Raw genomic sequence first — 25,339 nt, 5'->3', positions numbered from 1 at the left:
TTACTTCGATCAGCGACCCACATTCGATGCACTCGGTCATGTAGGGCGCGGATTCGAGCACGGTGTTCATCTGTCGAATCCTAGATTTGATGTTGCGAGGCATGCCGACAACGCACGCACATGCCGCTGGGCGCGCGTCTGCTCCGGAGGCAGCCCCAGACTGTCCAGACGAGTCCGAAGGGTGTTGTCGGCGTACGGTGACCTGCTGATTCAGTCCAGCGCAATCCGGGGTAGTCCGCGGTACTTGTGACAACGTGGTGACACTGTGCCCGCTGGATTACGAGTCGAAAAGCCCGTGTCTGTTGGTGATCTGCGGAGGACATTGCCCGACATGCCTCAGCAGCAGCCACATGGGGCGACCAACCTAGTCGGACGAGGGCGGCATGATGCCGAAGACTGTGGCGACGGACTGCCAGAACAATGGGACCGCCTCACCGACCGGGCCGATGATCTGGCCAGGGTGGACATTCGAGAAGCACTCGACGACCACGGTGCCATCGGCCACAGAGACCAGCGATCCCGGGGCTCGGACGACGACTTCCTCGATCGGCGCTTCGGACACCGGCCGGGTGGTGACGATCAGATCGTGCATCGACATCGTCGCCGCCAAGTCCTGATCGTGGCCAGAGCGCACGACGCTGTCCACGATGTCGGTCAGGTGCTGGAAGTGAGGATGCCGATCAGACATCCTCCGATAGAAGCGCGCGACCTCGATCCAGGGCACATCGTGGAAATCTCCGGTCCACCCGCCGAGCCTGTTCATCTGGCCAACTATGCCCGCCCTGAGGTCGTGAAACCCATTGTCCGGAGCGTCAGTTCAAGACCACGTAGCTGTGCAGACCGCTGATCACCGTATTGATGATGAACACCGTTCCCGGCGTTTGTGCTGGTGGGCTGGTTACGGCTCAGTGGGCCTGACCTGGGGTTTCCGGGTTGCAGCGTTGGCCGAGATGGGGACCGAATGGCAACACTGCGTACTCACTGCGTACCGGAGTGAGATGCAAGATGGCAGGGTCCGCTGTCAAACGCGAGGATGAATAGGTGCGACTCGAGGAACAGGACGGCCGGTACACAGCGCCGCGTGCGCTACTGATCGATGCAGTTGAATCGGACGGGCGGGGGATGTGCGCCTCGGCTTTCGTCCTGTTCGCGCCAGTGTTTGCGGAACGCGACACTCAATTCTGGATCGAGGACGACGAACTCGTGCTCGTCCGCCCTTCGGGCCGAAGTGAGCGGTATGCAGGTGAGTGGCAGATGCGCCGGTACTCCTACCGATTGCTGTGAACGCTGGGTGCATCCGTGCCCCTACTGCAGACGGACGACGGCCGGTCGAGACGTTCCAACCGGTACGCTCGCATGTCTGGACCAATGGCGACGTGGCGCTTCTGGGGACTTCACCAAGATCGATTGAAACGACGAAACCCCCGGGATGACCTGGGGGTTTCGTCTTTGAGCCGATGACGGGAATCGAACCCGCGCCATCCGCTTGGGAAGCAGGAGAATAGGCAGGAATAACGCCCTGACCTGGTCTGGTGGTTGCGCGTGAGGTGCCGAGATGTACCCCTGTTGCCCCTGACTCGGGGCACGAACGGGGCACGGCCAGGGTGCCTGTCGGCTCGACCCAGACACAGTCGTCAATCGGCGGCGCTCAAGGACAGACGAGCCACGTGCGTACGGGAGACCAAGACGAAATCATCCCAGATATTGGCGTAATAGCCGTCCGGTCGGATCTCTACTTGGGCCGCGAATCGGATGGTGCCGAGCAAGCTCTCGACGGCGCGGGCGTAATCGTCAATCAGTGCGTCCAGCACGCCGTCCTGGGCGGACGGCCCTTGCGGTGGGGACATCTGACGGACCGCGCTCCGCAAGTGCTCCGGCCAACGCGAAACCGGTTTTATCACTACGGTGTTGAGAACCGGGTCTTCTACGACGCGGAGTATGCGGTCCCGCAGCGGCGTACGGCGAATGAAGAGCTCGCCATCCAACGCAATGACTGGGTCGAGGTCGATGCTGACGGCGTGATCGGTGACCGACATCGTTTCCTCGAGCAGAAGCGCAGCGTCGGCCACCGCTGAGAGCAGGGATCGGTCGGCCGGATCGGTGTGGTCGCAGCTCTGGCCAGTCTTCTTTCCCATGAACAAAGTATCGATCAGCGATCGGAGCCAAGCGACCAGTTTTGTCTTGCTGAGATCGCCGAATGAAATGCCCTGTAATGCCGCATTCCGCACGTGCTCGACCGATGAATGGACATCCACTGCGGCTGCCGGGTGGCCGTCGCTGCCTGCGTGTGGGCATCGTTATTCATGAGTACTTCAGCAGACATCGACGTCGCTTTCGCTGGTGACGACCTCGTGTTGCGGCTGGCCTCAGCCGCCTACCTCGCCAGATTCTCTGGAACCTCCCGTATCCACTGCAGTTCGGATCTGCGCCTGTACTTCAACTGGTGCCTCGACCACCGGGCGAGCCCGCTCACGATGAGCCGGGCCGAAATCGAACGCTACATCGGCTGGATGCGCGAAGTACGCCGGTTCAAACCCTCGACCGTCGCGCGCCGGATGGCAGTAGTTACCGGGTTCTATCGGACCTGCGTCATCGACGGAGTCCTGGAACACTCACCTGCTGAGTACGTGCGCCGGCCGCGGGTCTCCAACGAGTCGCCCACGCTCGGACTCTCGCATCTACAGTTCGAAGCGCTGTTGTCCGCAGCCCGCGACTCGGCCAACCGGTTCGACTTCGCATTGGTGGTCATGCTCGGCCTACTCGGGCTACGGATCTTCGAAACGTGCAACACCGACATCGCCGACATCGGGGAAGAACACGGGCATCGAGTCCTGCGCGTGGTCGGTAAAGGCTCCAAGATCGTGCTGATCCCGCTCCCACCAGCGGTCGGACGCGGTATCGACCGCGCGATAGCCGACCGCGACCTCGGGCCGATTCTGCTCAACTCGCGAGGCCGGCGCATGGACCGTCACTGCGCCACCCGGCGCCTACGCGCACTGGCCGAAGTCTCGGTGGTCCGGCTGCCTCACATGCATCCGCATATGCTGCGTCACACCTTCGTCACGACCATGCTCGATGCCGGTATCGATCTACGCGATGTGCAGATCGCCGCGCGCCACGCCGACCCCCGCACGACGATGCGCTACGACCGCGCTCGAAACAACCTCGATCGGCACGCCAACTACATCCTCGCCGCCTACATGGCCTCGGGTACATGACAACCGATCGCGTACAAGCCGACGCAGCGTCGGCCGCCGAACGCACTCAACTGCCGATTTGCGCTCGATCAGGCGTTCGGCGAGAGCTCGCCTACCCCTTCCGTCTATGCTGGTGCCTTCGCCGCGTACAGGGTTGCTACTGCGCGACGTGATGATCGAGCGCACGAGTCAAAGGACATTCGGCGGACCGGCGGTATTTCTGAGCTGTCTTTGGGGGAGGCATGATCTACGAATCTGCCCAACGGGTCGAGACCTGCGACCGGTGTGGTGCAGAGACTTTGAGCGTTGTCAGTGAGTCTGTTGTCGGTGGAACGCTCGGGTGGGCCGTCGAAGGCTCTTGCCGCGGGTGCGACCATATTTGGCATGCCAGTGGCGACGGTGTCTCGCCGGAGGTCCGCGCGGCGATCATCGCCGACAACGGTCCGAGCGGACTGCGGATTTCGGACCCGAATCCCTCGGTGGGCGCGATTATGCGGGTAATCCGCAGACGGGAATCGTTGCCGCTCAACGAACTGAGAGCCGCAGCTGGGGATCTGGTGTCAGATGGGTGTGTGGGGACCCTCGCGGAAATATCGCTGCTACGGCAGGGACTCGAAGAGCTCGAGGTCAGGGCCGGGATCGTCTTCGCGACGCCGCGACCATCCGGACGCCAGATCAGCCTTACCAAGCGCGGCGTGCACATCAGTCCGCCCAAATGGCTCATCGACCCGGATGTCCGGGTGGCTCTAGTGCCCTACTGTCTACCCGAGTCAGAGGCCGAGCTCCAGGCCGGCTATCTGGAGTCGGCAACAGCGTTGGCTTCAGCCCCTGGAGTCGTTCCGGATCGATTGACCGGGCGCCTGTTGTTCCGGCTGGGTGTCATGACCGACGGGGAGTGGGTGTGGGGTCTGGACTGGGCGGACTATGTCCGGGCCTACCGAGTAGACCTACCCCAGGAATTCCGTGATTACGCGCAACGTCGCAACTACGATCCGGTCGAGCTCGGTGAGGACCGCGTCCAGGAGATCGCTCACACCCTCGGTATGCCGGGGTAACGCCGGCACTGTCGTTAGAGTGTGCGGCTTGTCGTGTCGCCTGGCCCAAAGACACACTGTATTGCCGATTACACGACATCCCGACCAGTGCATGAGCACGTTTCCGAATGCACTCACATACGTGCTTATCGCGCTGACCTGGAAACGGTGTATGGCCGTTGAGCTGGATAGTGTTGTGCCTCATGGAGTCTGAACGAGTCGAAGATGTTGCCAGACTGCCGCGTAAGCGGATGGGGGCAGGCGCGTTGTTCGTCGATGAGCGCGAGCGTGTGTTGCTGGTCGAGCCGACCTACAAGGACTACTGGGAGGTACCAGGAGGCGTCGTCGAACTCAATGAGTCGCCCCTGGAGGCGGTTGTTCGGGAGATCGATGAGGAGCTCGGCCTGACTGTGTCAATGGGCCGGTTGCTGGTGGTGGATTGGGTTCCGCCAGGTTTGTATCCCAGCGACGGGGTGATGTTCCTGTATGACGGTGGGCAGCTCGGATCAGACCAGACAGCGGCAATAGCCTTGCAAGCAGAGGAGCTTCGCAGTTGGGCGTGGTGCGATGAGACGCAGGCCTCGGAACGACTGCCCGCGGTGCTGGCCCGCCGTGTGGCTGCCGCACGCTCAGTCCGTCGGGGAGGTGGCGTCGGCTATCTCGAGGACGGCTTTGCCGTTGTGTGACCGACTATCCTGTATTGCCGCATACCGCGGTCACGAACGTCCGCATCTGCCAACGGAAGATCTCACTGCTTGGGAAGCAGGCGAATAGGCTGGAAAAATGGTCTGACCTGGGCTACCGGTTGCGCGTGAGGTACCCGGATTTACCCCCTTTGACCCTGGCTCAGGGCACGAACGGGGCACGGCCGGAAAGCGTCTCCAGGCGAGTTGCCCGCACGGTCGACCGTCTGCTCATGCCGATGCGCGTGTATTCGCCTTGGCGACCTCATCGGTCATGATTGGCATATGTCCATGCTCACGATGTACTGGCCACGCACTTCGGCCGGACGGTCACACCCAGCAGCATTTCCGTACGACAGAGATTGGATCACTGTCGGCTGGTACGGAACTCGGCTGAAGTTGCCAGCGCGTCGATTCCTGGCAGGTTGACTGCGTCGGCGCGGCATCGACTGGATGCCTCTGCGTGAAGACGAGTTCCGCTGGTGGAATCCGCCAGCGGATTGTCCCGGCCCGCTGCCGCCCATTGGGACTGTGGTCGAGATCCAGAGTGGCGCGTTGCGACGGCTTGGGTTGCATCCTCGCCAGCAGCGCGGGTTCGAGGTGGCTCAGCTAGGCGTACCTGGGCCTTGGCCGAGTGAACGATTTCCCTGGGGCAAGATCGAAGTCACCGCCGCCCACTGGTGCTGGCACGGAGTAGCAGACAAGCACGGCGGCGCATGGTCCTACGGAACAGGTTATGACTGGTGGTGCCTCTACTCCGAGCCTTGCTCGGATTGGCCGACAGCGGCTGACAATGAATCCGTGGAGTGGCCGTTCTCGATCTACCAGTGATGCTGCGGCCAACGCACTGTAATGCCGCGACCCGCGCGGTTCGGCCGGTCATACCGAGGCTCGGCCCGATGCGCGATAGTCCCGATGAGCGTGATGGTTTGGTTGTAGGGTTCGCACCGAATTGTTGTCGTGCGGGTGTGGCCGGTGGGCGGTCCGCTCTTGACGTCAGCCGACCGGCGCTTCTCATGTCACCTTGATGACGACCTTGCCTGAGATGTGGCCGTTTTCGACGCTAGCGAGGGCAGCTGGGGCGTCGGAGAGCGGATGGACCGCGGTGATCACAGGGGCGAGGATTCCGTCGAGGGCCAGCCGGGCCGATCGCTCCAGGTTCTCGCGGTCGAGGCGGCGTTCGACGAAACGTCCGCCGAGATCGGGTACGGACGCATCACCCACGGCGATTACGTTGCGGGGGTCCCGAGCTAGCGGAGCGACCGTGCGTAGCGCGGTGCCTCCGACCAGGTCGACGATTCCGTCGACGCCGTCCGGAGCGAGACCGCGCACTGCGGCGGCGACATCTCCAGCGGCGTAGTCGATGAACCGCACCCCGATGGCGTCGGCGTGCTCGCGTTTGGCGATGCTCCCGGTGCCGATCACGCTCAGCTCGCGTGCGAGAGCCAGCTGGGCGACGGCGAGACCGACTCCACCTCCGACGCCGTTGACCAGGATTGTGGCACCGGCCGGGAGGTCGAGTTGGTCGAGTGCATCCACCGCGGTCGTGCCGGCCACAGGCAGCGTTGCCGCCACTGTCGCGGACAGACCCGCCGGGATGCGCGCGGTGTTCGGTGCGGACAGAACGGTCGTCTCGGCGTAGGTGCCGCCGCCGGTGAGCGCGAGGCCGAAGACTGCGTCACCCACCTCGAGCCCGTCGACCTCCGCACCAAGGGCGAGAACAGTTCCCGCTGCCTCCATGCCAAGCACGAGCGGAAACGGACGGCCGCCGTCGAGCCCGGGGACCAGGCCCGAGCGCAGCGCGTGATCGAGAGGGTTCACGCCGGCGACGTCGACCCGGATCAAAACCTCGCCGCGACCGGGAACGGGATCGGGACGATCGAAGAACTCCTGCACCTCGGGCCCGCCATACCTGCTGAAACCCCATGCCTGCCCCATTTTTGCTGCCTCTCGTACGACCGGCCCGGTGATTCCGGGCGCTGATGCCATCCTCACCCCTCACATAGATGTCAGGGGCAACCGGTTGAGAGGCAGGTCACAGCGGCAGGCAGGCCGAGCCAAGTGTCGTTGTGGAGCCTCGGCGGGAACGTCCGGCCCATTCTTGTTTGACCGCACCGAGCTGGGACAGGATTCACCGCCTCGCCCCGAATGCTCCGGCGCCAGACCTCAGTTTTGTGGGATTGAGTCAACCATGTTGTGGCACATATGGTTTCGTCAGCAGCATGATCGACACCTGAGCTAGGGGAAACCGATGACGCGAATCAAGTACCTCGGCGCCGCGATTGCCGCGGTTGCGTTGGCCGTAGGTGTACCAACTGTTACGGCAGCACCAGCGATGGCCGCCAACCAAAAGTGCATGGACTTCAGCACGCCGACCGTGGGCGGAAAAACGGCGTCGGTGAACGTCTGCTGGAATTGGGTCAGCAATGGCCAGGGCGCCTACGACGGCCGGGTCTGGGGCAAGTTCCACGACCCGTACACCAACAACGGCAAGATCTATCTCCAGGCCCGCGTCGAACCGGATCGCTGGGTCAGTTTTGTCTCCGCAGGCACCGAGACCGCCGACGGCAAGAGCTTCAACAAGCCGTACACGAACATCAAGTCCCTCGCATTCAAGGCATGCCTCACAGGACACGGCTGCCGCTAGCACTTCGATGGGTTTCGCCCGATCCAACGGGACAACCAAGTGAAATTGATGACCGGACAATGCACGTGACCCCCATCGAAGAATCCCTGCGACGGATCGACTCATGGCTCGCCGCGCACGCGCCGCGCACCTACGCATCGCTGCGGCCACCTGCCGCACCGGAGGCGATCAGCGCCGCAGCTGCCGAGCTGGGGGTGGAGTTCCCCGCCGATCTGGTCGCGTATCTGCGGCACCACGACGGAGTCTCCGCCGGTGAGGGTGGTTTTGGTTTCCCCGGCCATCAGCCCTACACCCTTGCCGAGATCCTCTCCTCGAGCCGGATGCATCACGAACTGTGGGGCAGGCACGGCGAGGACCTGCCATTTGACGGCTACTGGCACCAGGATTTCATCACCTTCACCCGCACCTCGAGTGCGGACGCGCTGGTCGTGGACTGCCGTCGAGGCGAGTCGTTCGGCGCGGTAGGCGAGCACGTGGAGTCCACGGGTACGAGATTCGGGAACTGGGAAAGTCTCGCAGCATTCTTGGAACAGATCGCCGACTCCCTCGAGGGCGGAACCGCCATGACAGTGGGGCTCTCGTATGTCCCGGTCGTCGACGACGGGATGTTGCTGTGGGAGTTCACGCCCGAGCCCAGATCCGAGCCCCGGTCCCTGCTCGACCTCGCATCCGCCGCTGCCGACCCGTCGTCGCCGCGCCGGCCGATCTCCCGCGCGGTGCGGACGAAGAACTGGCCGCGCGGATTCGACTCGTTCTGTCTGACCTTCGCGCAGGGCTTGGACGAGGCCGAACTCCTGCGCCGGTTCGGGGCGTTGCCCGAGACCCGGCGCCCGCGGGGTCGGAGTAGGACAAGGGGTGGGAACAGCGTGCTGCTGCCGGTCCTTCGGGTGGGAAACCACGACGGCTGGGCGTTCGGCATCCAGGAAGCGGCAGGTATCTATGGTTTCGAGGGCACGCGCGAGGAGGTTCTGCGCCGTGCGTCCGATGGCACCCGCGCGGTGTCCGTGAGCTGTTCGGGCGAGATCGGCTCGATCGTGGTGTCCTTGTTCGACAACAGTGAACTTGTGACGAGGTACGACACCAAATGGGCTGTTGTGGCTGACGGGGCGCGCGACCCGTTCGAGGTCTTCCCCGGTCTGCCGGCGCACGACGAGTGGGCGGCGCGTTGGGATCCGGACCTACAGTGCGTGGTCAGCGGTTTGCCGCCGCTCGGTCAGAAATCCACGCCCGAGCAGCGGCGCGAACAGCTGCTGGCGGTGTGTGACGCGGTAGTTCGCGGCTGTGGCATCCCGCTGCCCCCACCCGGCCTGAACGGGACACTCGACAGCGCGCAGATCCTGCCCCTGCTTCCCGCCGCCGGCGACCAGCGGGTACCCGTGCCTGACCGGTTCGCGACCCTGGTCGACGCCGCGACGCCCGAGCACCTACGCCGCGTACTCGCCACGCAAATGACGTCGCTGGCAGCCGAGACCGGACTCGACACCTACGACGAGGTCACCTGCGCACTGCGGCTCCTGAGCGAGGGTGAACGCCCCGGTCTCACCGACGATTCGGCCCTGGGCCTGCGGCTACGTCGCGTGCACGTCGAGTCCCGGGCGAGCCGCCCCGTCTACGACGACCAGATTGTCTGGCAGGACCGTGCCATGGCCGCCCGCGCGCTGGCCGACGCGCTCAGCTTGCCGGTTCGGGAAGCCTTGGGCTTGGTCGTGGTCCTGCGTCGGGACCCGCAGTGGCGGCGAAAGTTTCGCAAGCAGCTGGCCGATGACTGATTCCTGCCCCGTGAACCAGTGAGTGAACAGCTCGCCCAGGACCGGACTCCTAACTCGAACGGACGACTCCGGTCGACGTCACTCCGTCGGCGTTGACCGCCTATCCTCTGCCGCCACCTTCGATGATGTCGCCGGTGGGTGCGCGATCGACGGAGTCGGACGGGCCGACTTCGTCGGGGTCGGGGGATTGGTCGGCGGCGCCGTGGTTGTCGGTGCCGGAGGTGTCGTGGATACCTCCGGTGACGTCGATGTCGTGGTCGAACTCGCTGGAATCGTGGTCGTTGTGGGTTTGGTCGATGGCGTTGTCGTGGTGGTCGGCACTGGGGTGGTTGTCGGGTAGACCGTGACGGTGATGGTTGACGGAGTAGCCGATACCGTCACCGTGCTCGGGTCGGCTGTCGCCGTGACCGTCGGGGTCACCGTGGTTGTCGAGGTCGGCGTGACGGCACCCGGGTCCTGCACACTGGGCGTGTCCTGGACCGAAAAACTCACAGTGGCAGAGAAACTCGCGCTTATCGACGCAACCGGCGAGGTTGTGGGCGAGGGATCCGTCGTCATGGCTGTCGTAGTTTCCGTCGCAGTGGGTGTGCTCGGGCCGGGGTCGGCGGGCGGTTGAGTGGTCCCGGGATCGGTAGCCGTGTCGACGCCCGCGACGACGCTCGGTCCGGGGATCTCACTAGGTGTGTCATATGTCGTGTCGGTAGTCGTCACGCTGGACCGGCTTCGGGCGGCGCTGTAGCCGGCAGGCTGTGTGGTGGTTTCGCCCGAGAACGCCTCCGCGTTGTCCGCTCGCATCGGCGGGCCCGAATCGGCCCGCACCATGATCGCTATCCCGATCGCCGTGGTCACCAGTGCAGCCGCTACGCCCGCGCGCGACATCTGCCGCCGAAACCGAGCGGGCGATGGCGCCGCGGTCGGCCGACCGCGCCACCGGAAATTCCGTGGCTCCGCCATGGGGTCTTCGCTGTTGTCGACGGTTTGCATCCAACTCCTGCTTTCTCCCTCGATATGTGCCGACCGCTGGGAGCCGGTGGCGACACAGGGAACGGCATCTCTGCGAATTCGGTGACCACATCGCCTTCACCACCCGAAAACAAGCCAGAGGGTCGGACATTGAATTCCAGCAGTTCCGCCGAATACCGAAGCGCGAGCAGTCCGGTGCGCAGTGATCGAGATTCTCATGGTTTCGAGTAGGGGTCCACGTCGAGTAACCGTTGCCGATGAATTCGTTGCAGTTCGCCCGCGCGGGTGAGAAAGTCGGCGATTATTTCGAGTTCGGCGGTATCGTAATAGCTCAGCAACATCTTGTAGCTCTCGACGATCATGGGTACGACGAGTTCCTGGATGCGATGAGCCGCGAGTTCGGTGGCCATCACGATCACGCGGCGGCGATCGGTCGGGTGCAGTGAGCGGGCGATGTAGCCCTGCTTCTCCAGTCGGTTGAGCATGATCGTGACGCCGGCAGCGGTGAGGCCGAGCCGTTCGGCCAGCCTTCCCGGCGTCGTGGACTTCTCTTCCTCGAGCAGGACGATCTCCAGTGCACGTCGATCGGTCTCGTTCACGCCGAGCACCCTGATCAATTCGCGGATCAGATCCTCGACGGTTCCGTGGTAGAACTCCAGCGCCCTTTTGAGCTCGACCGAGATCCGGGCGGGTTCGCTTGTTGTCGGGCACACAGGCTTTCCCATCGATGTCACCGATCAGGGCGTGCTCGGTTGCCGAGCCGGATTCCCTGGTGCGGTTGGGATCGCCGCCGGGTGTTCGAAGCGGGCATGGGGACTCCTGTCGAGCATCACGAAAACGGCACTGCTGCGGTCGTCGAAGCGGCCGTGGCTGTGTCGGACATGCACTGTACGACACAGCGGCGATGCGATACGGCGCATCGGAGTATTCGGTCGAGGTGGCTCGTTTACGCCAAAACCTAAGCAGGACAACCACTATCATGAGCACCTGTCATCCGGCCCGGGCCGGGCTGCTGACACAGTCCGGCCCGGGATGTTCACCAGAGGCGTTGGTGCGAACACCGGTTTTCACGCCGTGGCCTCTGTTCGCGGACTCAGGTGACAGTGGTGGTGGTGAGGGTCGGGGACGGGTTCGGGTAGCACGAGGTCGCGACGTTGCCGACAAAGGAGACATTGGTCGTCATGGTCATGCCGGGACTGGTGTAGCTGGTCCCCGCGTACTTACTGGTGATCGACGTTCCGGCGGCGCCTGCCGTCACGTTGATGGTCACCGCAGGCGGGGTGAAGCTGGTGCCGCCGGCGATCGGACCCGGCACGGTCAGCACGACGTTTCCTCCCGATGTGGCGACGGTGCCTGCCACGGTCCCCCCGGATGCGGTAGCCGAGACCAAGGTCGAATTCGCCGGAGTCGGAATGGTCATCTTCAGGTTGCTGATGTTGTTCACGGTGAAGCCGGAAGCCGAACTGGGCACCGACGAGGCGCCCGGTGTGATGGTGATGGCCACCGCGGAACCCGACGCCGTCGAGCTCGGTGCGGTGCCGGTGACCGAGGTGGTCATGTTCGAGGTTTGGCCGATGCCGAAGACTGTGCCCCGGCAGTTCCAGTTCACGCTGACGGGGGCGGCATTGACCGGCGCGGCCAAACAAAAGACGGTAGCGATGGCCACCGGAGTAAGAAAGCCGGCACGAAACAGGGTTGAGGTCGATCTCATGGCGATCTCCAGGAAATGTTGAGCAAGCGGTACGACGGGATGTCGAATCGCAAATGGGTGTTCAAAAAATATAGCTTGCTCTCATCATTCCATGGTTGGAAATCGCTATTCCAAACGCGCTTAAATATCATTATCTGCAATTAGATATTTGCTCTGGATAGTTAATTGTAGAAAGGTTTCTTCATTGACCATTTGTGTGAGCTGGCGCAATCCGTCGGCGTCGGTTCAGGACAGCCAGTCGTCGAGGTGGGGGAGTTCGGTGGCCACTGTGCCGGTGAACCGGGGTGGGCGCTTCTGGAGGAAGGACATGATGCCTTCGCGCAGGTCGGTGCTGGAGAACGCGTAGGAGATGAGGCGGGCGTCGAGGGTGAAGACGTCGTCGGGGGTTTTGTCGCCGGACATGGCGACCAGGCCGCGGCGGATGGCGGCGACGGAGACGGGGGCCACCTGGGTTGTCAGTTCGGCGGCAAGCGCCCGGGCGGCGGGTAGGAGGTCTTCGGTGGCGTGCAGGCTGGTGACCAGGTCCGCGGCCAGGGCTTCGTCGGCGCCGAAAACGCGGCCGGTGATCATCCATTCCTTGGCTTTGGCCAGGCTGACGATGCGGGGCAGGAACCAGAGCGAACCACCCTCGGGGAACAGGCCACGGCGGGCGAAGACGAAACCGAAGCGGGAATCGGTTGCGGCGAGGCGGAAGTCGGCGGCGAGGGTCATGGACAGGCCGACGCCGATGGCAGCGCCCTGCATGGCGACGATGACGGGTTTGTTCAGATCGGTCATCGGGCGCACGACCCGGGTGGACCATTCGACCCATTCGGGGTCGGTGACGTCCTCATCGGATCCATCCGCTGTCAGATCCATGCCGACACAGAAGTCGCGCCCCGCGGCGGCGAAGATCACCGCACGGACATCGTCGTCGCGGTCGGCTTCGGTGAAGGCAGCGCCGAGTTCGTCGGCCATCTCGGTGGTGAATCCGTTGCGTGCCTCTGGACGGTTCAGCGTGATGGTGGCGACGGCCGCATCCACGCTGTAAGTGATGGCTTTATAAGTCAATTCGACTCCTCGGTTCAGCGTTTGCCGGATGCGGCGGAAACGAGCAACTCGACCATGGCGGTGGCCTTGCCGGACTGTGGCGGGTCACCGGTGATGATGTCGCTCCAGACGAAAGCTTCGCCGACGCGCACGATGGCGTAGGCGAGATCGCGGACTTCGATGCGCGGATCGAGATCGGGGAGGTCGGTCAGTCGCGATGCGGCCCAGTCGATCATGCGGCCCTGGACGACGGTGTAGCCGGAAGTCAACACGCGCAAGCCGTATTCCGGGTCGTCGGCGACGAATCGGGTCAGCGGTTCGAAGGTGCGGACCGTATCCGCGAGTGTGCCGAAGTTGCGGACGAAGCGCCCGGCGGGATCATCGGACCCGCTGGGGCCACGTGCTTCGACGCGCCGGATCGCCTCCGCGATGATCCGCCACACCACTTCACCGATGACGACTTCCCGACTTCCCCACCAGCGATACAGCGTGGCGCGGCCGATCCCCGATTCGCGGGCCAGCTGTTGCATATCGATGCGGCGGCCATCGAGAAACCACCGGTGCGCGAGGTCGATGACGTCCGCACGCGCCGGTTTCGGTGGCGTGCTCGACATCAGGTCGTCCGGTTGCGGCGACGAACCTTCGCCGCTGGTCATGACTACGACCTCGTCAGCTCGGCATAGCGGGCGAGGTGGTAGTCCGTGGATCCGAACTCGTACTCGATCGCGGTCAGCCGCTTGAAATAGTGGCCGATAGCGAGTTCCTCGGTCATGCCCATCGCACCGTGCAGCTGTACGGAGTTCTGGCCGATGAATCGAGCGGCACGGCTGACGGTGACCTTGGCCGCCGAGGTCGCCCGCGCCCGGTCCGCCGGTGCCGAATGCAACGAGTGGATCGCCAAATATGCAGCGGCGATGGCCTGCTCCAGCTCCATGTACATATCGACCATGCGGTGTTGCAGAACTTGGAAGCTGCCGATCGGCTGACCGAATTGCCGGCGTTGCTTGGCGTATTCGACGGTGTCGGCCAGCACCTTCCGCATACACCCGACCGCTTCCGAGGCGATCGCCGCGATGGCCTCATCGGCTGTGGCTTCGATCGACGACCATGCGTCGCCTTCGGTGCCCAGCAGCGCGGCGGCGGGCAAGCGGAATTCGGTGAAGGTGATATCGGAACCGACCCGATCATCGATCGTCCGGTAGGAGTGGACTTCCACCCCGGTCGGCGGATTCGCCGCATCGAATGCGCTGAGGAACAACGAGATACCGGATTCGTCGCGCCGAGCACCCGAGGTGCGTGCGCTGATGATCAGATGGGTCGCCAACGGTGCACTGGTCACGACGGTCTTGCTGCCGTCGATCACCCACGAATCACCGTCGCGGCGCGCCGTCGTCGAGAGGTCGTGCATCGCGTGACCCGACGTCGGCTCCAGTGCGGCGAACGCGGTGCGTGCCGTACCGGCCACGATCTGCCGCAGCAGTGCATCGGCAGCCGCACCACCGCAGCGCTTCAGCAGCCCTGCCCCGACTACGACCGTGTCGACATACGGTTCGACGACGAGCGCGCGCCCGAGTTCCTCGGCGATGACCATCATTTCGATCGGTCCACCGCCCATACCGTCGACGTCCTCGGGCAGGGTCGCACCGAGGATACCCAGCTCCTCGGCGAAACCGCGCCACACAGCGGGTTGCCACCCCGCGTCGGACTTGACCGCGCTACGACTCTTCTCCAGGTCGTAACGGGCACCGAGGAATCGGGCCACCGAATCGCGCAGGAGTTCCTGCTCTTTGGTGAAGGTGAAGTCCATCAGAGCCCCAATGCTGCCTTGGCGAGGATATTTCGCTGAATTTCGTTGCTGCCCGCGTAGATCGAGCCTGCCCGGTCGTTGAAGTAGCGCAGCGGTGCGACGGCCTGCCACTCTTCGCCGCTGCGGTAGCCGTCGGCCGGTGGCTGGAACTCGGCGATCGGCCCGCCGGGTTTCGTCGCATGCGGTTGGTACACCCGACCGCGCGGACCTGCCGCCTCGAGCGCCAATTCGGTGATCTTCTGGCTCAGTTCGGTGGCCAGGATCTTGAGCATCGATGAGGCGGGGCCGGGGTTCTTGCCCTGCGCCATCACCGAAAGCGTTCGGTACTCCAGGATCTCGAGTACCTCGGTGCGAATCCGCGCCTCGGCCAACTTCGCCGCGAAGGTGGCGTCATCGATCAGCGGGTTGCCGTCCGGCCCGGTCTGTCCGGCGGCCGCGGTGGCGACTTCCTGGGCCATGACCTGCAACATCGGCGACAGTGCCCCACCACGTTCGTGGACGAGCAGATATTTCGCCACGGTCCAGCCGTCGTCGATCTGGCCCAGCACATTGCTTTTCGGCACGCGGACGCTGTCGAAGAAGACCTGGTTCTGCACCTGCTCACCGGAGGTCATCACCAGCGGGCGGACCTCGATACCGGGCGAGGTCATATCGATGAGCAGAAAGGTGATGCCCTGCTGCTTCTTCCCCTCGCGCGAGGTGCGGACCAGGCAGAAGATCCAATTCGCCGCTGTCGCGTGAGTGGTCCAGATCTTACTTCCGGTGCACACGAAATCCGCACCGTCGTCGACGGCGGCCATCGTCAGCGATGCCAGATCCGACCCGGATTCCGGCTCCGAATAACCCTGGCAGAAGAACACCTCACCGGTGAGGATCCGTGGCAGGTAGTACGCCTTCTGCGCGGCCGTCCCGAAGGCGACGATCGCGGGCGCGACCATCCTGATGCCCATCGGCGACAACGCGGGCGCACCGGCCTGCATCAACTCCCGGCCGAAGATGTAGTGCTGGGTGAGGCTCCAGTCGCAGCCGCCGTATTCGACCGGCCATGCCGGTGCCGCCCAGCCGCGTTCATGAAGAATGTGCTGCCACTTCATGCTGGCATCGTGATCCGGGTAGACACTTGTCGCCAGGCGTCCGGCGCGGCGTAGTTCGGGTGTCAGCTTCTCGGCGAGAAAAGCTCGGACCTCGTCGCGAAAGGCAATATCAGCCGCTGACCAGTCGTAATCCATCAGCCCTCCCGGAGGGGTGTGGGCCGTTGCGTCCATGTAGACCTGCGGCCGTATGAGACACAATGTACTTCTGTCTCAGTGCGGAATCAACTGATACGCAGGCGCAGGTACCTAGAATCGAGAGTCACATAGTTCCCAGAAGCCCTGGCTGCGGAATACTGCGGCCGGGAACGTCGGTGGATCAGGGCTGGCCGCTGATCCGACGTCCGACCAGCAGGTCCGAATGCCGACGTGGTGGCAGCGACGGCTCCGGGGGACTGCCGTTCCGATACGGTGAGAGCGGACAATGTTCGAGTGGCGAGGTGGCATGGGCGCGACACCGTGGGTTTCTCCTCGCGCCGCCACCAGCTACGTGGGACGCGAACGGGAAGCCGAGCAGATCCGGAAGGCTCTGGCGTCGGCGCGACTGGTGACCTTGACCGGGCCCGGCGGCGTGGGGAAAACCCGTTTGGCCGAGGCCATCGCTGGCGAGTTCGTTGACACCTATCCCGACGGCGTGGTGTTCATCGGTCTCGCCGAATTACGCGACGGTGACCAACTCCCGTACTTCGTCTCGACAGTCTTCGGGCTGCATCTGACCTCGCCCACACCTTGGCAGACCGTGCTGGAATATCTGTCCGAGAAGCAGATTCTGCTGGTCTTGGACAATTGCGAGCATGTCGTCGACGCCGCCGCAGCTTTCGCTTCATCGGTGATCCGCGGTGAATCCCGTGTGCTGGCGACCAGTCGGCAATCGCTCGCGGTGCCGGGGGAGCAGGTGATCCGCGTCCCGGTGTTGGCGGTTCCCGATGAGGGTGACGCGGCAACGATCGGTGTCGACGCCGTTCGCCTGTTCGCGGAGCGGGCCGCCACCGCCTTGCCCGGATTCGAACTGACGGACGACAACAGCGGCGCGGTGGTCGCGATCTGCCGCCGTCTGGACGGACTGCCCTTGGCCATCGAACTGGCGGCGGCCCAATTGCGGACACTGTCCGCTCAGCAGATCGCCGAACGGCTCGTCGGACGGTTGCCGTTACCCGCAGCCGCGGCTCGCATGGTTCCGCAGCGTCAACGAACCCTGGGCGCCACGCTGGAGTGGAGTTACAGCCTGTGCTCGCCGACCGAACGTGAGTTGTGGGCTCGCGCGTCGATCTTCGCGGGCTCGTTCGACATCGAAGCGGCCGAGCAGGTCTGTGCCGGGTCGGGGCTACCACTCGAGGAGGTCGTCGGCGGGGTCGACGGACTGATCGACAAGTCGGTGTTGGTCCGGGAGGACTACGGTGGTGTCGTTCGCTACCGCATGTTGGAGACGATCAGGCAGTACGGTCAGTCGCTGCTCGACACTGCTGGTGAACTCGACGCCGCTGCCCGTCGGCATCGTGATTGGGTCGATCGGCTCACCGCCCTCGCCGATGCGAATTGGGCAGGCCCCGACCAACTCGCCTGGATCGCTCGACTTCGCCTGGAGCAGGCCAATATTCGTGCCGCCGTCGATTGGTCGCTCGCCGACCCGGCGCAAGCGGGCACGGTGCTGTGTCTGGGTTCTCGCCTCGATGAGTACTGGATCTACTTCGGTCACAGCCGGGAATGTCGGATATGGCTCGACCGCGCGCTCGAGCTCACCGCCGAGGATCATCCAGACCGCGGACGTGGGCTCGCGGCGTGTGCGTTGCAAGCGGTCTGGCACCTGGATCTGGAACGCGCGGCCGTCTGCTTGGACCAGGCCGACCGATTCCTGGTCGGCCGTGGCGAGGAGTTGATGGAAGCGTTCGTGACCTATGTCCGGGCGTTGGCGGCACAGATCCGCACCGATTCTCGCGCCGTAGAACTCGCCGCGGCCGCAGCGGAGGTCTTTCGCGCCCATGGGGAGATTCGTCGCGAGCTGCACCCGTTGTGGATCTACGGCGTGACAATCGGATACCGGGGCGGCGACGTGGCCGAGGGCCGACGCGCACTACACCGCATGCTGGCACTGTGTGAAAAGCACGGTGAGACGCGGTACCGGGCGATGGCCCAGTTCGGGTTGGCGTATCTGGAGGTCGAGCGAGGCGACGTCACTGTGGCGGCTGAGCTCGCCGAGGAATCCTTGCGAAACCTCGCCAGGGTCGGTCGTGGCTCAGGAACGGCTTATGTCTTGGACGCGTTGGCCTGGATCGCTGATCGTCAGCGTCGACACGAGCGTGCGGCGATTCTGTTCGGTGCCGCGCACACGGTGTGGCGTGACATCGGATCCAGCCCTGAAATCGCTGTCTCCGGACCGCATCTGTCGCACGTGGCAAGCGCTCGGGCCGCCCTCGGTGCCGCCGGTTTTGAGCGGGCCCACGCGTTGGGTCGCTCCTTCAGCTATGACGAGGCGATGAGGTTCGCGTTGGACAAGTCAGCCGGTACCTCGCGAGCCCAGCAAGCCGGGCTGACCCGCCGGGAGTTCGAGATCGCGGCATTGGTTGCCGAGGGACTGTCCAATCAGGGGATCGCCGACCGGCTGTTCATCTCCCCTCGAACGGCCGCCACTCACGTGCAGAACATCTTGGTGAAACTGGACTTTCACAATCGGACACAGGTCGCGACGTGGTTCACCGCGATGGAAGCAATCAGCCGGTGAGCCTCGCGTTGGCCCGTCGCTGAAAGCCCGGCGCCGAGCACATCTACGTAATCCTGCCGATACCGCCTGGATCGCTGTTCGAGGAGGCTGTACGGGGACGGGGGCGTACGCACGAGTCGCTCGATTCGACGGCGATCGGGTCAGCGGCCTGGCGGGGATCGGTTCGAGGAGGGCGCAGTGCCGACGAAAGGGCCGGCCCAGCGGCGCCGTCCGTCGCAGGAGCGCGCGAAGGCGACGCGAGAGCACATTCTCGACGTCGCGGCGCAGCTGTTCGGGGAACGAGGCATCGCTGATACATCGACCAATCGGATCGCTGCGCAGGCCGAGGTCAGTATCGGCACCGTCTACCGCTACTTCTCCGACCGGAGCGTCATGGTCGAAGAGTTGCTCGCGCGGTTGCTCGGCGATATCGAGCAACGGTTCACGACGACGATGTCGGATCTCCCGGAGACATCCACCAAAGACCTGGTCACCACCATCTTGGCCATCTTGGAAGTCATAGCCGACGAACTGGTGGCCAACGCGAAACTGGTTCGGGCGCTGGTGGGAGGTGTGCAGTTCTACAGCAGTGGCTTGCCCGAATTCGAGCCACGCCTGCTACTCCTGGTGAAATTGATAGTGATCCAGAACATCGGGCCCGGCGTCGACCATGATTACGAAGGGATAGCCTTCATTCTTCTCAGCACCGGTTTCGCGGTAGTGCTGCGGGCCTCGGCGCTGGACAACAACGACGACCGTCGAAATGCCATCGAACTGACTGCCAAAATGATGGCGGCCTTCCTGGAGGCAGAGCGGGCCGCGATGCCCACGATCACGCACGCGGTCCGAAGAACTCGGCTCGGGCGGCATTGATGCGTGCCTGGGCCTGGGCGGCGCTCAGGAAACTGACCGCGGCCGATCCGCCACCGGCGAGCCCCAGGGCGAGGAGACCGCCGATCACCGAGAGGAGATTCGGCTCGGGGAGGATGGTCGAGTCGCTGGTGGGTTCGACCTCGTGGGTGGGTATCGCCGCACCGCCGCTGGGTGCGGGCGCGGCGGGAGGATCATCCGCTTCGCCGGGGGTGGGTGATCCGGGTGGGTCTGCGGCCGCGCCGGGAGCGGATTCGGGTGAGTCTGCGGCTCCGCCGGGAGCGGATCCGGCCGGCGGTGCGGCGCTGCCATCGCCGGGTGCACCGCCGGGTTCGGCGGTGTCCGGCTCGGGCAGCGAGGGCTCGGGCGATGCGCCGGGGGCAGGGGCAGGGGCAGGCGCCTGCGGTTCGGGTGCGTTGCCGGGGTTCTGATTTCCGTTGTTGCCTTGGTTGCCGCCACCGTTGCCTTGGTTGCCATTACCGCTACCGGGGTTCTGATTCCCGTTGTTGCCCTGATTGCCGCCACCGTTGCCCTGATTGCCGTTACCGCGGCCGGGGTTCTGGTTTCCGTTGTTGCCCTGGTTACCGCCACCATTTCCCTGGTTGCCGTTACCGTTTCCAGGGTCCGAGTTCCCGTTGTTGCCGCCATTGCCGTGGTCGCCCGGACCCGCGACGAACCGGGTAGCGTCGCTGGGAACGAAGGTCGGCTGAGCAGCCGCGGGCCCGCTGCCACCAAGGAGGCCGAGGACACCCGCGGCCCCGGCCACCACGGCTGCTCGTCTCATCCGAGCGGCTCTCACGCGCGGTCCGTCCCGTCCTCGATAGCCCATCTCACACCAATGCGGTCGGATCCGGCTCCCCCCGCGTTACGCACCGCTTCCGGCCGACCGACGAGATCGACGGGGTCAGCCCGGTCGCAGTCGGCGAGTACTGGGTGTGCCCTCCTCGCGCCGATCCGGGTATCGGCACCACCTGGATACCGGGATCGGCATCGGCGACGATGGTGGGATGAGGCAAGTGGGGGACAAGCGCTCGGTGCGGACCGAACGTCGGGCTCAGCTCGGAGCGTTTTTGAAGTCGCGTCGCGCCAAGATCGCGCCGGTTGATGTCGGCCTGCCGCCGGGTCCGCGGCGGCGCACGCCCGGTCTGCGCCGTGAAGAAGTCGCGCAGTTGTCAGGCATCGGCGTCACTTGGTACACGTGGCTGGAACAGGGCAGGCCGATCAATGCCAGCGTCCAGGTGCTCGACGCCGTGGCTCGCACCCTCGGCCTCGACCACGCGGAGAAGGCGCACCTCTACCGCCTCGCGGATGTGCCGTCGGTGGCCGCCGCCCCGTCGTCGACGGTGATACCACCCGGCCTGCCGGTGATCCTGGACAAGCTGTCGCCATTGCCCGCTGTGCTGCTCGATTCCCAGTACAACGTCCTGGTGCACAACGATGCCTACCGCGCACTGTTCCCCGGCCTGACCGACTCCGGCAGCAATGTGCTGCGGACGGTGTTCCTGACCCCCGAGTGCTGCAACCCGTACCAGCACAACATCGATGACAAGCGTCGCATGGTCGCCTACCTGCGCGGCGCCTACGTCCGACACCTCGACGACCCGACGTGGCAGGCACTCGTCGACGAGTTGTGCGTGGCCAGTAGCGAATTCGCCGGCATGTGGGCCCGCAACGATGTCGCGGTGCCGGTGAACCTGATCAAGGTCGTCCAGCATCCCGCTGTCGGCGATCTCGCGATGCACCTCACGATGATGGCGCTGCCCGCCTCCGACGGTGCGTGGATCCAGATCTTCACCCCGGTCGACGAGACCGAAGCCGCGAAGCTCTCCGAGCTGCTGGCGATGGAGGACCGAGCGCGGCTACGCCCGATCGACGAGCATCGGCGGCGATTCCACACGGTGGGCTGAACTGGGAAAACGGCGGTGGATCGGTGGTCGCGGAGATCTGAAAATGGCAGAGCTAGCAGAGGTCTCGCAAATCGAGTTCCTCAGGTAATATCGCCGACGGGGGAGCACGAGATGATCTATGGTCTTCGGCTGCCTCATACCGATTTTACGACCATCTCCAGGGGATGAACCTTGATCGACATGACACCGAACCCCACCTCGCGTCGGCGGGTCACGCGACGCTCCGGCATCACTTCGGTCGTCGCGGTGGCGGCGGTCTGCGCGGCCCTCGTATCCGGCTGCACCAAAGACGATTCGGCCACCACGGCGGGCCCGGTGCCCACCGGTGCGCTGCCCGATGGCGCACAGATCGTGAAGGAGTCGGCGAAGACCACGCAGACCCTGCACAACGTGCACCTGAACATCGCCGTCAAGAACCTGCCCGACCTGCCGGTGGAAACCGTCTCCGCCGACGTCACCAACGAGACCCAGGGCTCGGGCGCCGCGATGGGTGAGGCGAAGGTCAAGCTCACGCCCGAAGCCGCCTTCACCGAGGCGAAATTCCTCGTGGTGGACAAGGTGCTGTACACCCAGGCGGGCGGTCGTTACGTGCCTGCGGGCCCGGCCGAGAAGGTTTACGATCCGGGCGTCATCCTGGACAAGGACAAGGGCATCGCCAATGTGATCGCCAATATCCAGAACGCGAAGACCGAGGGCCGTGAGGTGATCGACGGCATCAACACCGTCAAGGTCTCCGGCACCATCGACGCCGCGGTGATCGACCCGATCGTGCCGCGCATCGGTCAGAACGCGGGCACCATGCCGATCACCGTCTGGATCCAGGACACCGCCCCGCCCGCTTCCGATTCCACCAAGCCGTCGGACGCCGCGTCCACCGGCGACGGCCCGAATCTTGTTCGCGCCGTGGTGAAGAAGGATCAGGGCGAGGTCACCGTCGGCCTGTCGAACTGGGCCAAGCCGGTCAACATCGTCAAGCCCGCCGGCTGACATTCACCGGTACTACCGGATCCAACCCACACCGGTCCGGGGTCAGCGGAGTCTGGCACGCAGTGCCCTCCGCAGCCCCGGACCGGTGTGTCGTTTGGGTGTCCGCCAGTGGTAAGCGAATCACGGACGCACGAATGCGCATCCAATAAGAGAATGTTCAGCGAGATGCAAGGCGCCACAAGGACTATACGTGTCGGGACGCTGGTCGGCAGGCAACACGCATCGGACGCCGATCGGACACGGAGGAAGAACTAATGACGATCGATGATCGACCTGATGAAGCAGAGCGCGAGCTCCCGCCACCGCCCGGTCCGGGGGGTCGGCCTCCCGTCAACAACGTATGGGTTTATAACGGAAGAGCCTACGACCTGAGTGAGTGGATCTCCAAGCATCCGGGCGGTGAATTCTTCATCGGTCGCACGAAAAATCGCGATATCACGTCGATCATCGGCTCCTACCACCGTGATCCGGAAAAAATCGCGCGGATGATCGAGCGTTACAGTCTCGATCGCGCTGCCACGCCCGAGGACATCCATCCGAAGAACAACGCCCCGGACTTCCTGTTCAAGGACGGCTTCAACAGCTGGGACGACACCCCGAAGTACAAGTTCGACAACAAGTCCGACCTGCTGCACCAGGTGAAGGCCCGGCTCAAGGAGCCCGAGCTCGCGGCGCGGCTGAAGCGGATGGACCGCGCGTTCGACATCGTCGTCGGCGTGCTGATCTTCGCCTACATCGCCGTGCAGGCGCTGCGTCTCTACGACACGAGCTGGATGCCGTTGCCCGCCTTCGTGATCGCGATGGTGCTACTGCGCAGTTCGCTCGCGGGTTTCGGCCACTACGCGATCCATCGCGCGCAGAAGGGCCTGAACAAGTACGCGGTCAACGCCTTCGACATGAACTATGTCGCACTGTCTTTCGTCACCGCCGACGGTCACGCACTACTGCACCACCCGCACACCCAAAGTGAAGTCGACATCAAGAAGAACGTCTTCACGATGATGATGCAGATTCCGCGTCTGTACCGGGTCCCGGTGCACACGGTGCACAAGTTCGGACATCTGTTGACGGGCATGATCATTCGGCTCCTCGACGTCTGTCGGCTCACCCGCAAGGTGGGCATCAAGGACATGTACGGCAGCTGGCGTGGCGCACTGCCGCACTTCATCGGCTCGTTCGGGATGCGGTTCCTGCTGGTGGCCGAGTTCGCGGCCTTCGCAATCGCGGGCGACCTGCTCGCCTGGGGCCTGCAGTTCGTGATCACGCTGTGGATCAGCACCTTCATGGTGGTGGCCAGTCACGACTTCGAGATCCCGACCGAGGAATTGCACGTCGAGACCGAGGACTGGGCGGTCAACCAGCTCGAGCAGGCCTACGACCTGAGCGTGGTCGGCAACAAGTACGTCGACTGCTTCCTCTCGGCCGGCCTGAGCTCGCACCGTGCCCATCACGTACTTCCGTTCCAGCGCAGTGGGTTCGCCAATATCGCGTCGGAGAACGTGGTGCGTGAGGAAGCCGCGAAGTTCGGCGTGGAGTGGCTGCCCGCCAAGAGCTTCTTCGGAGATCGTTTCCCCAAGCTGTGCCGGACCTATCTGTTCGCGCCTTCCCGTGAGGCCGAGGAGAACCGGTGGGGTTTCGTGCGCGAACACTGCGCACCGTCAGCGTTGAAGACCTGCGTCACCTATACCGCGCAGGGCTTCTCCGGCATCGGAACCGTCTGACTCGGCCCGTTGCCACCCCCTGATCTATCTCGAAAGGATTTGTGCCCGTGTCTGTTTCCTTTGACCTGCTCCGCACGCCCGACGTCGAGCGCGGGCACGACCTGCTACCACCCTCGCCGCCGACGACCGTCGGCGTGATCGAAGCGGTCGCCACCGGTTCACCCTCGCTGGTCGTCGATCAGTCCGTCAACGCGGGCCGCGTCGCCGAAATGTTCTCCGATCCCGTTCAGCGCCAGCGTATTCCGCGGATCTACGCCAAGACCAGGATCGACACCCGGCGCCTGGTCATCGACCCACTCGACCCCGACTTCCTCGAGTTCAGCCGCAAGCCCGGCACCATCCGGGAGCGGATGAACATGTTCTTCGAGCACGCGGTGCCGCTGGCGGTCGACGTGGCCCGGCGCGCCGTTGCCGGCCTGGAGAACCCGGCCGAAGACATCGGCCAGTTGATCTTCGTGACCAGCACCGGCTTCATCGCGCCGGGTGTCGACGTCGCGGTGGTCAAGCAGTTGGGTCTGTCGCCGAAGGTCGGCCGCATGGTCATCAACTTCATGGGATGCGCCGCGGCCATGAACGGCATTCGCGCCGCCGTCGACTACGTCCGGGCCCATCCGGACAAGAAGGCGATGGTGCTGTGCATCGAATTGAGTTCGGTCAACGCCGTTTTCGATGACGACGTCAACGACGTGATCACCCACAGTCTGTTCGGTGACGGCTGTGGCGCGGTGGTGATCGGCGCCAACCAGGTGCACAAGCCGCTCGCGCCTGGCAGCGTCGTCATCCGCGACAGCTTCAGCCACCTGTTCGATGACGCCGAGGACGGCATCGTGCTCGGTGTGAAGGACGCGGGCATCACCTGCGAACTGGCGACCAGCCTGCCCGACTACATCTATCGCGGTGTGGACCCGGTGGTGTCGGAAGTGCTGGCGCGCAACGGACTCGGCAAATCCGATATCGAGTTGTGGGCGATCCACCCCGGTGGTCCCCGCATCATCGAGGAGTCGGCGCGTTCGCTCGGCATCCCCGCCGAGCTGGCGGCACCGAGCTGGGAGGTGCTCGCCGAGCACGGCAACATGCTGAGCGTTTCGCTGATCTTCGTGTTGGAGCGGATGATCCGCGACGCGCAGACGGCGGCGCCGATCTCTACCGGTGTGGCGTTCTCGTTCGCACCGGGTGTCACCCTCGAGGGCATCGTGTTCGATGTCATCCGAAGCTGAGAGCGCCA

General features: G+C 64.3%; 24 protein-coding genes. 14 read left to right on the top strand and 10 right to left on the bottom strand.

Annotated features, from left to right (window positions below):
- Positions 1-364: 364 nt before the first annotated feature.
- Positions 365-763 (bottom strand): hypothetical protein, encoded by a 399-nt coding sequence (locus ACLJPD_RS18055; protein ID WP_410873385.1) that lies wholly within the window; start codon positions 761-763, stop codon positions 365-367.
- Between the two features lie 278 nt (positions 764-1,041).
- On the opposite strand from ACLJPD_RS18055, the gene ACLJPD_RS18050 reads away from it, so the two are divergent.
- Positions 1,042-1,284 (top strand): hypothetical protein, encoded by a 243-nt coding sequence (locus tag ACLJPD_RS18050; protein WP_410873383.1) that lies wholly within the window; start codon positions 1,042-1,044, stop codon positions 1,282-1,284.
- 350 nt (positions 1,285-1,634) lie between these two features.
- Here ACLJPD_RS18050 and ACLJPD_RS18045 read toward each other — a convergent pair whose 3' ends face one another.
- On the bottom strand, positions 1,635-2,255 hold the full coding sequence (locus tag ACLJPD_RS18045; RefSeq protein ID WP_410873381.1) for a hypothetical protein: 621 nt from the start codon (positions 2,253-2,255) through the stop codon (positions 1,635-1,637).
- Between the two features lie 48 nt (positions 2,256-2,303).
- Here ACLJPD_RS18045 and ACLJPD_RS18040 point away from each other — a divergent pair, with 48 nt between their 5' ends.
- From ACLJPD_RS18040 to ACLJPD_RS18030, 3 genes are all read left to right on the top strand, one after another.
- Positions 2,304-3,218, top strand: coding sequence for a tyrosine-type recombinase/integrase (locus tag ACLJPD_RS18040; protein WP_410873380.1), 915 nt, complete (start codon positions 2,304-2,306; stop codon positions 3,216-3,218).
- A gap of 551 nt (positions 3,219-3,769) precedes the next feature.
- A complete protein-coding gene (locus tag ACLJPD_RS18035; protein ID WP_410873378.1) occupies positions 3,770-4,252 on the top strand; it encodes a hypothetical protein in 483 nt (160 codons plus the stop codon).
- Between the two features lie 182 nt (positions 4,253-4,434).
- Positions 4,435-4,917, top strand: coding sequence for an NUDIX domain-containing protein (locus ACLJPD_RS18030; protein ID WP_410873376.1), 483 nt, complete (start codon positions 4,435-4,437; stop codon positions 4,915-4,917).
- A 1,011-nt stretch (positions 4,918-5,928) separates the two neighbouring features.
- On the opposite strand, the gene ACLJPD_RS18025 is transcribed toward ACLJPD_RS18030, so the two are convergent.
- Positions 5,929-6,903 (bottom strand): NADP-dependent oxidoreductase, encoded by a 975-nt coding sequence (locus ACLJPD_RS18025; protein ID WP_410873374.1) that lies wholly within the window; start codon positions 6,901-6,903, stop codon positions 5,929-5,931.
- A 262-nt stretch (positions 6,904-7,165) separates the two neighbouring features.
- Here ACLJPD_RS18025 and ACLJPD_RS18020 point away from each other — a divergent pair, with 262 nt between their 5' ends.
- From ACLJPD_RS18020 to ACLJPD_RS18010, 3 genes are all read left to right on the top strand, one after another.
- Entirely contained in the window at positions 7,166-7,561 is a 396-nt protein-coding gene (locus ACLJPD_RS18020) for a hypothetical protein (RefSeq protein WP_410873372.1), read from the top strand.
- A gap of 65 nt (positions 7,562-7,626) precedes the next feature.
- On the top strand, positions 7,627-9,330 hold the full coding sequence (locus tag ACLJPD_RS18015; RefSeq protein WP_410873370.1) for an SMI1/KNR4 family protein: 1,704 nt from the start codon (positions 7,627-7,629) through the stop codon (positions 9,328-9,330).
- A gap of 352 nt (positions 9,331-9,682) precedes the next feature.
- A complete protein-coding gene (locus ACLJPD_RS18010; RefSeq protein WP_410873369.1) occupies positions 9,683-9,946 on the top strand; it encodes a hypothetical protein in 264 nt (87 codons plus the stop codon).
- A 562-nt stretch (positions 9,947-10,508) separates the two neighbouring features.
- On the opposite strand, the gene ACLJPD_RS18005 is transcribed toward ACLJPD_RS18010, so the two are convergent.
- Together ACLJPD_RS18005 and ACLJPD_RS18000 are read right to left on the bottom strand one after the other, a co-directional pair.
- Entirely contained in the window at positions 10,509-11,018 is a 510-nt protein-coding gene (locus ACLJPD_RS18005; RefSeq protein WP_410873367.1) for a MarR family winged helix-turn-helix transcriptional regulator, read from the bottom strand.
- Between the two features lie 368 nt (positions 11,019-11,386).
- A complete protein-coding gene (locus ACLJPD_RS18000) occupies positions 11,387-11,713 on the bottom strand; it encodes a hypothetical protein (protein ID WP_410873365.1) in 327 nt (108 codons plus the stop codon).
- A gap of 25 nt (positions 11,714-11,738) precedes the next feature.
- Here ACLJPD_RS18000 and ACLJPD_RS17995 point away from each other — a divergent pair, with 25 nt between their 5' ends.
- On the top strand, positions 11,739-12,026 hold the full coding sequence (locus ACLJPD_RS17995; RefSeq protein WP_410873364.1) for a hypothetical protein: 288 nt from the start codon (positions 11,739-11,741) through the stop codon (positions 12,024-12,026).
- Between the two features lie 203 nt (positions 12,027-12,229).
- Here the strand turns inward: ACLJPD_RS17995 and ACLJPD_RS17990 are convergent, their stop codons facing one another.
- From ACLJPD_RS17990 to ACLJPD_RS17975, 4 genes are read right to left on the bottom strand one after another with little or no spacing between them, the layout of a single operon-like run.
- The gene (locus ACLJPD_RS17990; protein ID WP_410873362.1) at positions 12,230-13,054 is read right to left on the bottom strand and encodes an enoyl-CoA hydratase-related protein; all 825 of its coding nucleotides are present in this window, start codon (positions 13,052-13,054) and stop codon (positions 12,230-12,232) included.
- 14 nt (positions 13,055-13,068) lie between these two features.
- Positions 13,069-13,689 carry a QsdR family transcriptional regulator gene (locus ACLJPD_RS17985; RefSeq protein ID WP_410873360.1) on the bottom strand — a complete coding sequence of 207 codons (621 nt, stop codon included), beginning with the start codon at positions 13,687-13,689 and terminating at the stop codon, positions 13,069-13,071.
- Positions 13,690-13,691: 2 nt separating this feature from the next.
- On the bottom strand, positions 13,692-14,840 hold the full coding sequence (locus ACLJPD_RS17980) for an acyl-CoA dehydrogenase family protein (RefSeq protein ID WP_410873358.1): 1,149 nt from the start codon (positions 14,838-14,840) through the stop codon (positions 13,692-13,694).
- Positions 14,840-16,069, bottom strand: coding sequence for an acyl-CoA dehydrogenase family protein (locus ACLJPD_RS17975; RefSeq protein WP_410873357.1), 1,230 nt, complete (start codon positions 16,067-16,069; stop codon positions 14,840-14,842). Before ACLJPD_RS17975 ends, ACLJPD_RS17980 begins: the two co-directional genes overlap by 1 nt.
- A 286-nt stretch (positions 16,070-16,355) precedes the next feature.
- On the opposite strand from ACLJPD_RS17975, the gene ACLJPD_RS17970 reads away from it, so the two are divergent.
- Both ACLJPD_RS17970 and ACLJPD_RS17965 read left to right on the top strand, forming a co-directional pair.
- Positions 16,356-18,650: a LuxR C-terminal-related transcriptional regulator gene (locus tag ACLJPD_RS17970; protein ID WP_410873355.1), complete on the top strand. Its 2,295-nt coding sequence runs from the start codon at positions 16,356-16,358 to the stop codon at positions 18,648-18,650.
- A gap of 177 nt (positions 18,651-18,827) precedes the next feature.
- Entirely contained in the window at positions 18,828-19,502 is a 675-nt protein-coding gene (locus tag ACLJPD_RS17965) for a TetR/AcrR family transcriptional regulator (protein ID WP_410873353.1), read from the top strand.
- Here the strand turns inward: ACLJPD_RS17965 and ACLJPD_RS17960 are convergent.
- Positions 19,462-20,283 carry a hypothetical protein gene (locus ACLJPD_RS17960; protein ID WP_410873351.1) on the bottom strand — a complete coding sequence of 274 codons (822 nt, stop codon included), beginning with the start codon at positions 20,281-20,283 and terminating at the stop codon, positions 19,462-19,464. The two genes, ACLJPD_RS17965 and ACLJPD_RS17960, sit on opposite strands and share 41 nt — an antisense overlap.
- 223 nt (positions 20,284-20,506) lie before the next feature.
- Here ACLJPD_RS17960 and ACLJPD_RS17955 point away from each other — a divergent pair, with 223 nt between their 5' ends.
- From ACLJPD_RS17955 to ACLJPD_RS17940, 4 genes are all read left to right on the top strand, one after another.
- Positions 20,507-21,406: a helix-turn-helix transcriptional regulator gene (locus ACLJPD_RS17955; protein WP_410873350.1), complete on the top strand. Its 900-nt coding sequence runs from the start codon at positions 20,507-20,509 to the stop codon at positions 21,404-21,406.
- 180 nt (positions 21,407-21,586) lie between these two features.
- Positions 21,587-22,393, top strand: coding sequence for an LppX_LprAFG lipoprotein (locus ACLJPD_RS17950; protein ID WP_410873348.1), 807 nt, complete (start codon positions 21,587-21,589; stop codon positions 22,391-22,393).
- 254 nt (positions 22,394-22,647) lie between these two features.
- Positions 22,648-24,114: a fatty acid desaturase gene (locus ACLJPD_RS17945; protein ID WP_410873346.1), complete on the top strand. Its 1,467-nt coding sequence runs from the start codon at positions 22,648-22,650 to the stop codon at positions 24,112-24,114.
- A gap of 47 nt (positions 24,115-24,161) precedes the next feature.
- A complete protein-coding gene (locus tag ACLJPD_RS17940) occupies positions 24,162-25,331 on the top strand; it encodes a type III polyketide synthase (protein WP_410873344.1) in 1,170 nt (389 codons plus the stop codon).
- Positions 25,332-25,339 lie beyond the last annotated feature (8 nt).

Origin of the sequence: Nocardia sp. A7 (assembly GCF_046549215.1) — a bacterium.
In the GTDB taxonomy this organism is placed as follows: domain Bacteria; phylum Actinomycetota; class Actinomycetes; order Mycobacteriales; family Mycobacteriaceae; genus Nocardia.
The sequence above is the reverse complement of the archived record's forward strand: the minus strand, read 5'-3'. Positions and strand labels throughout refer to the sequence as shown.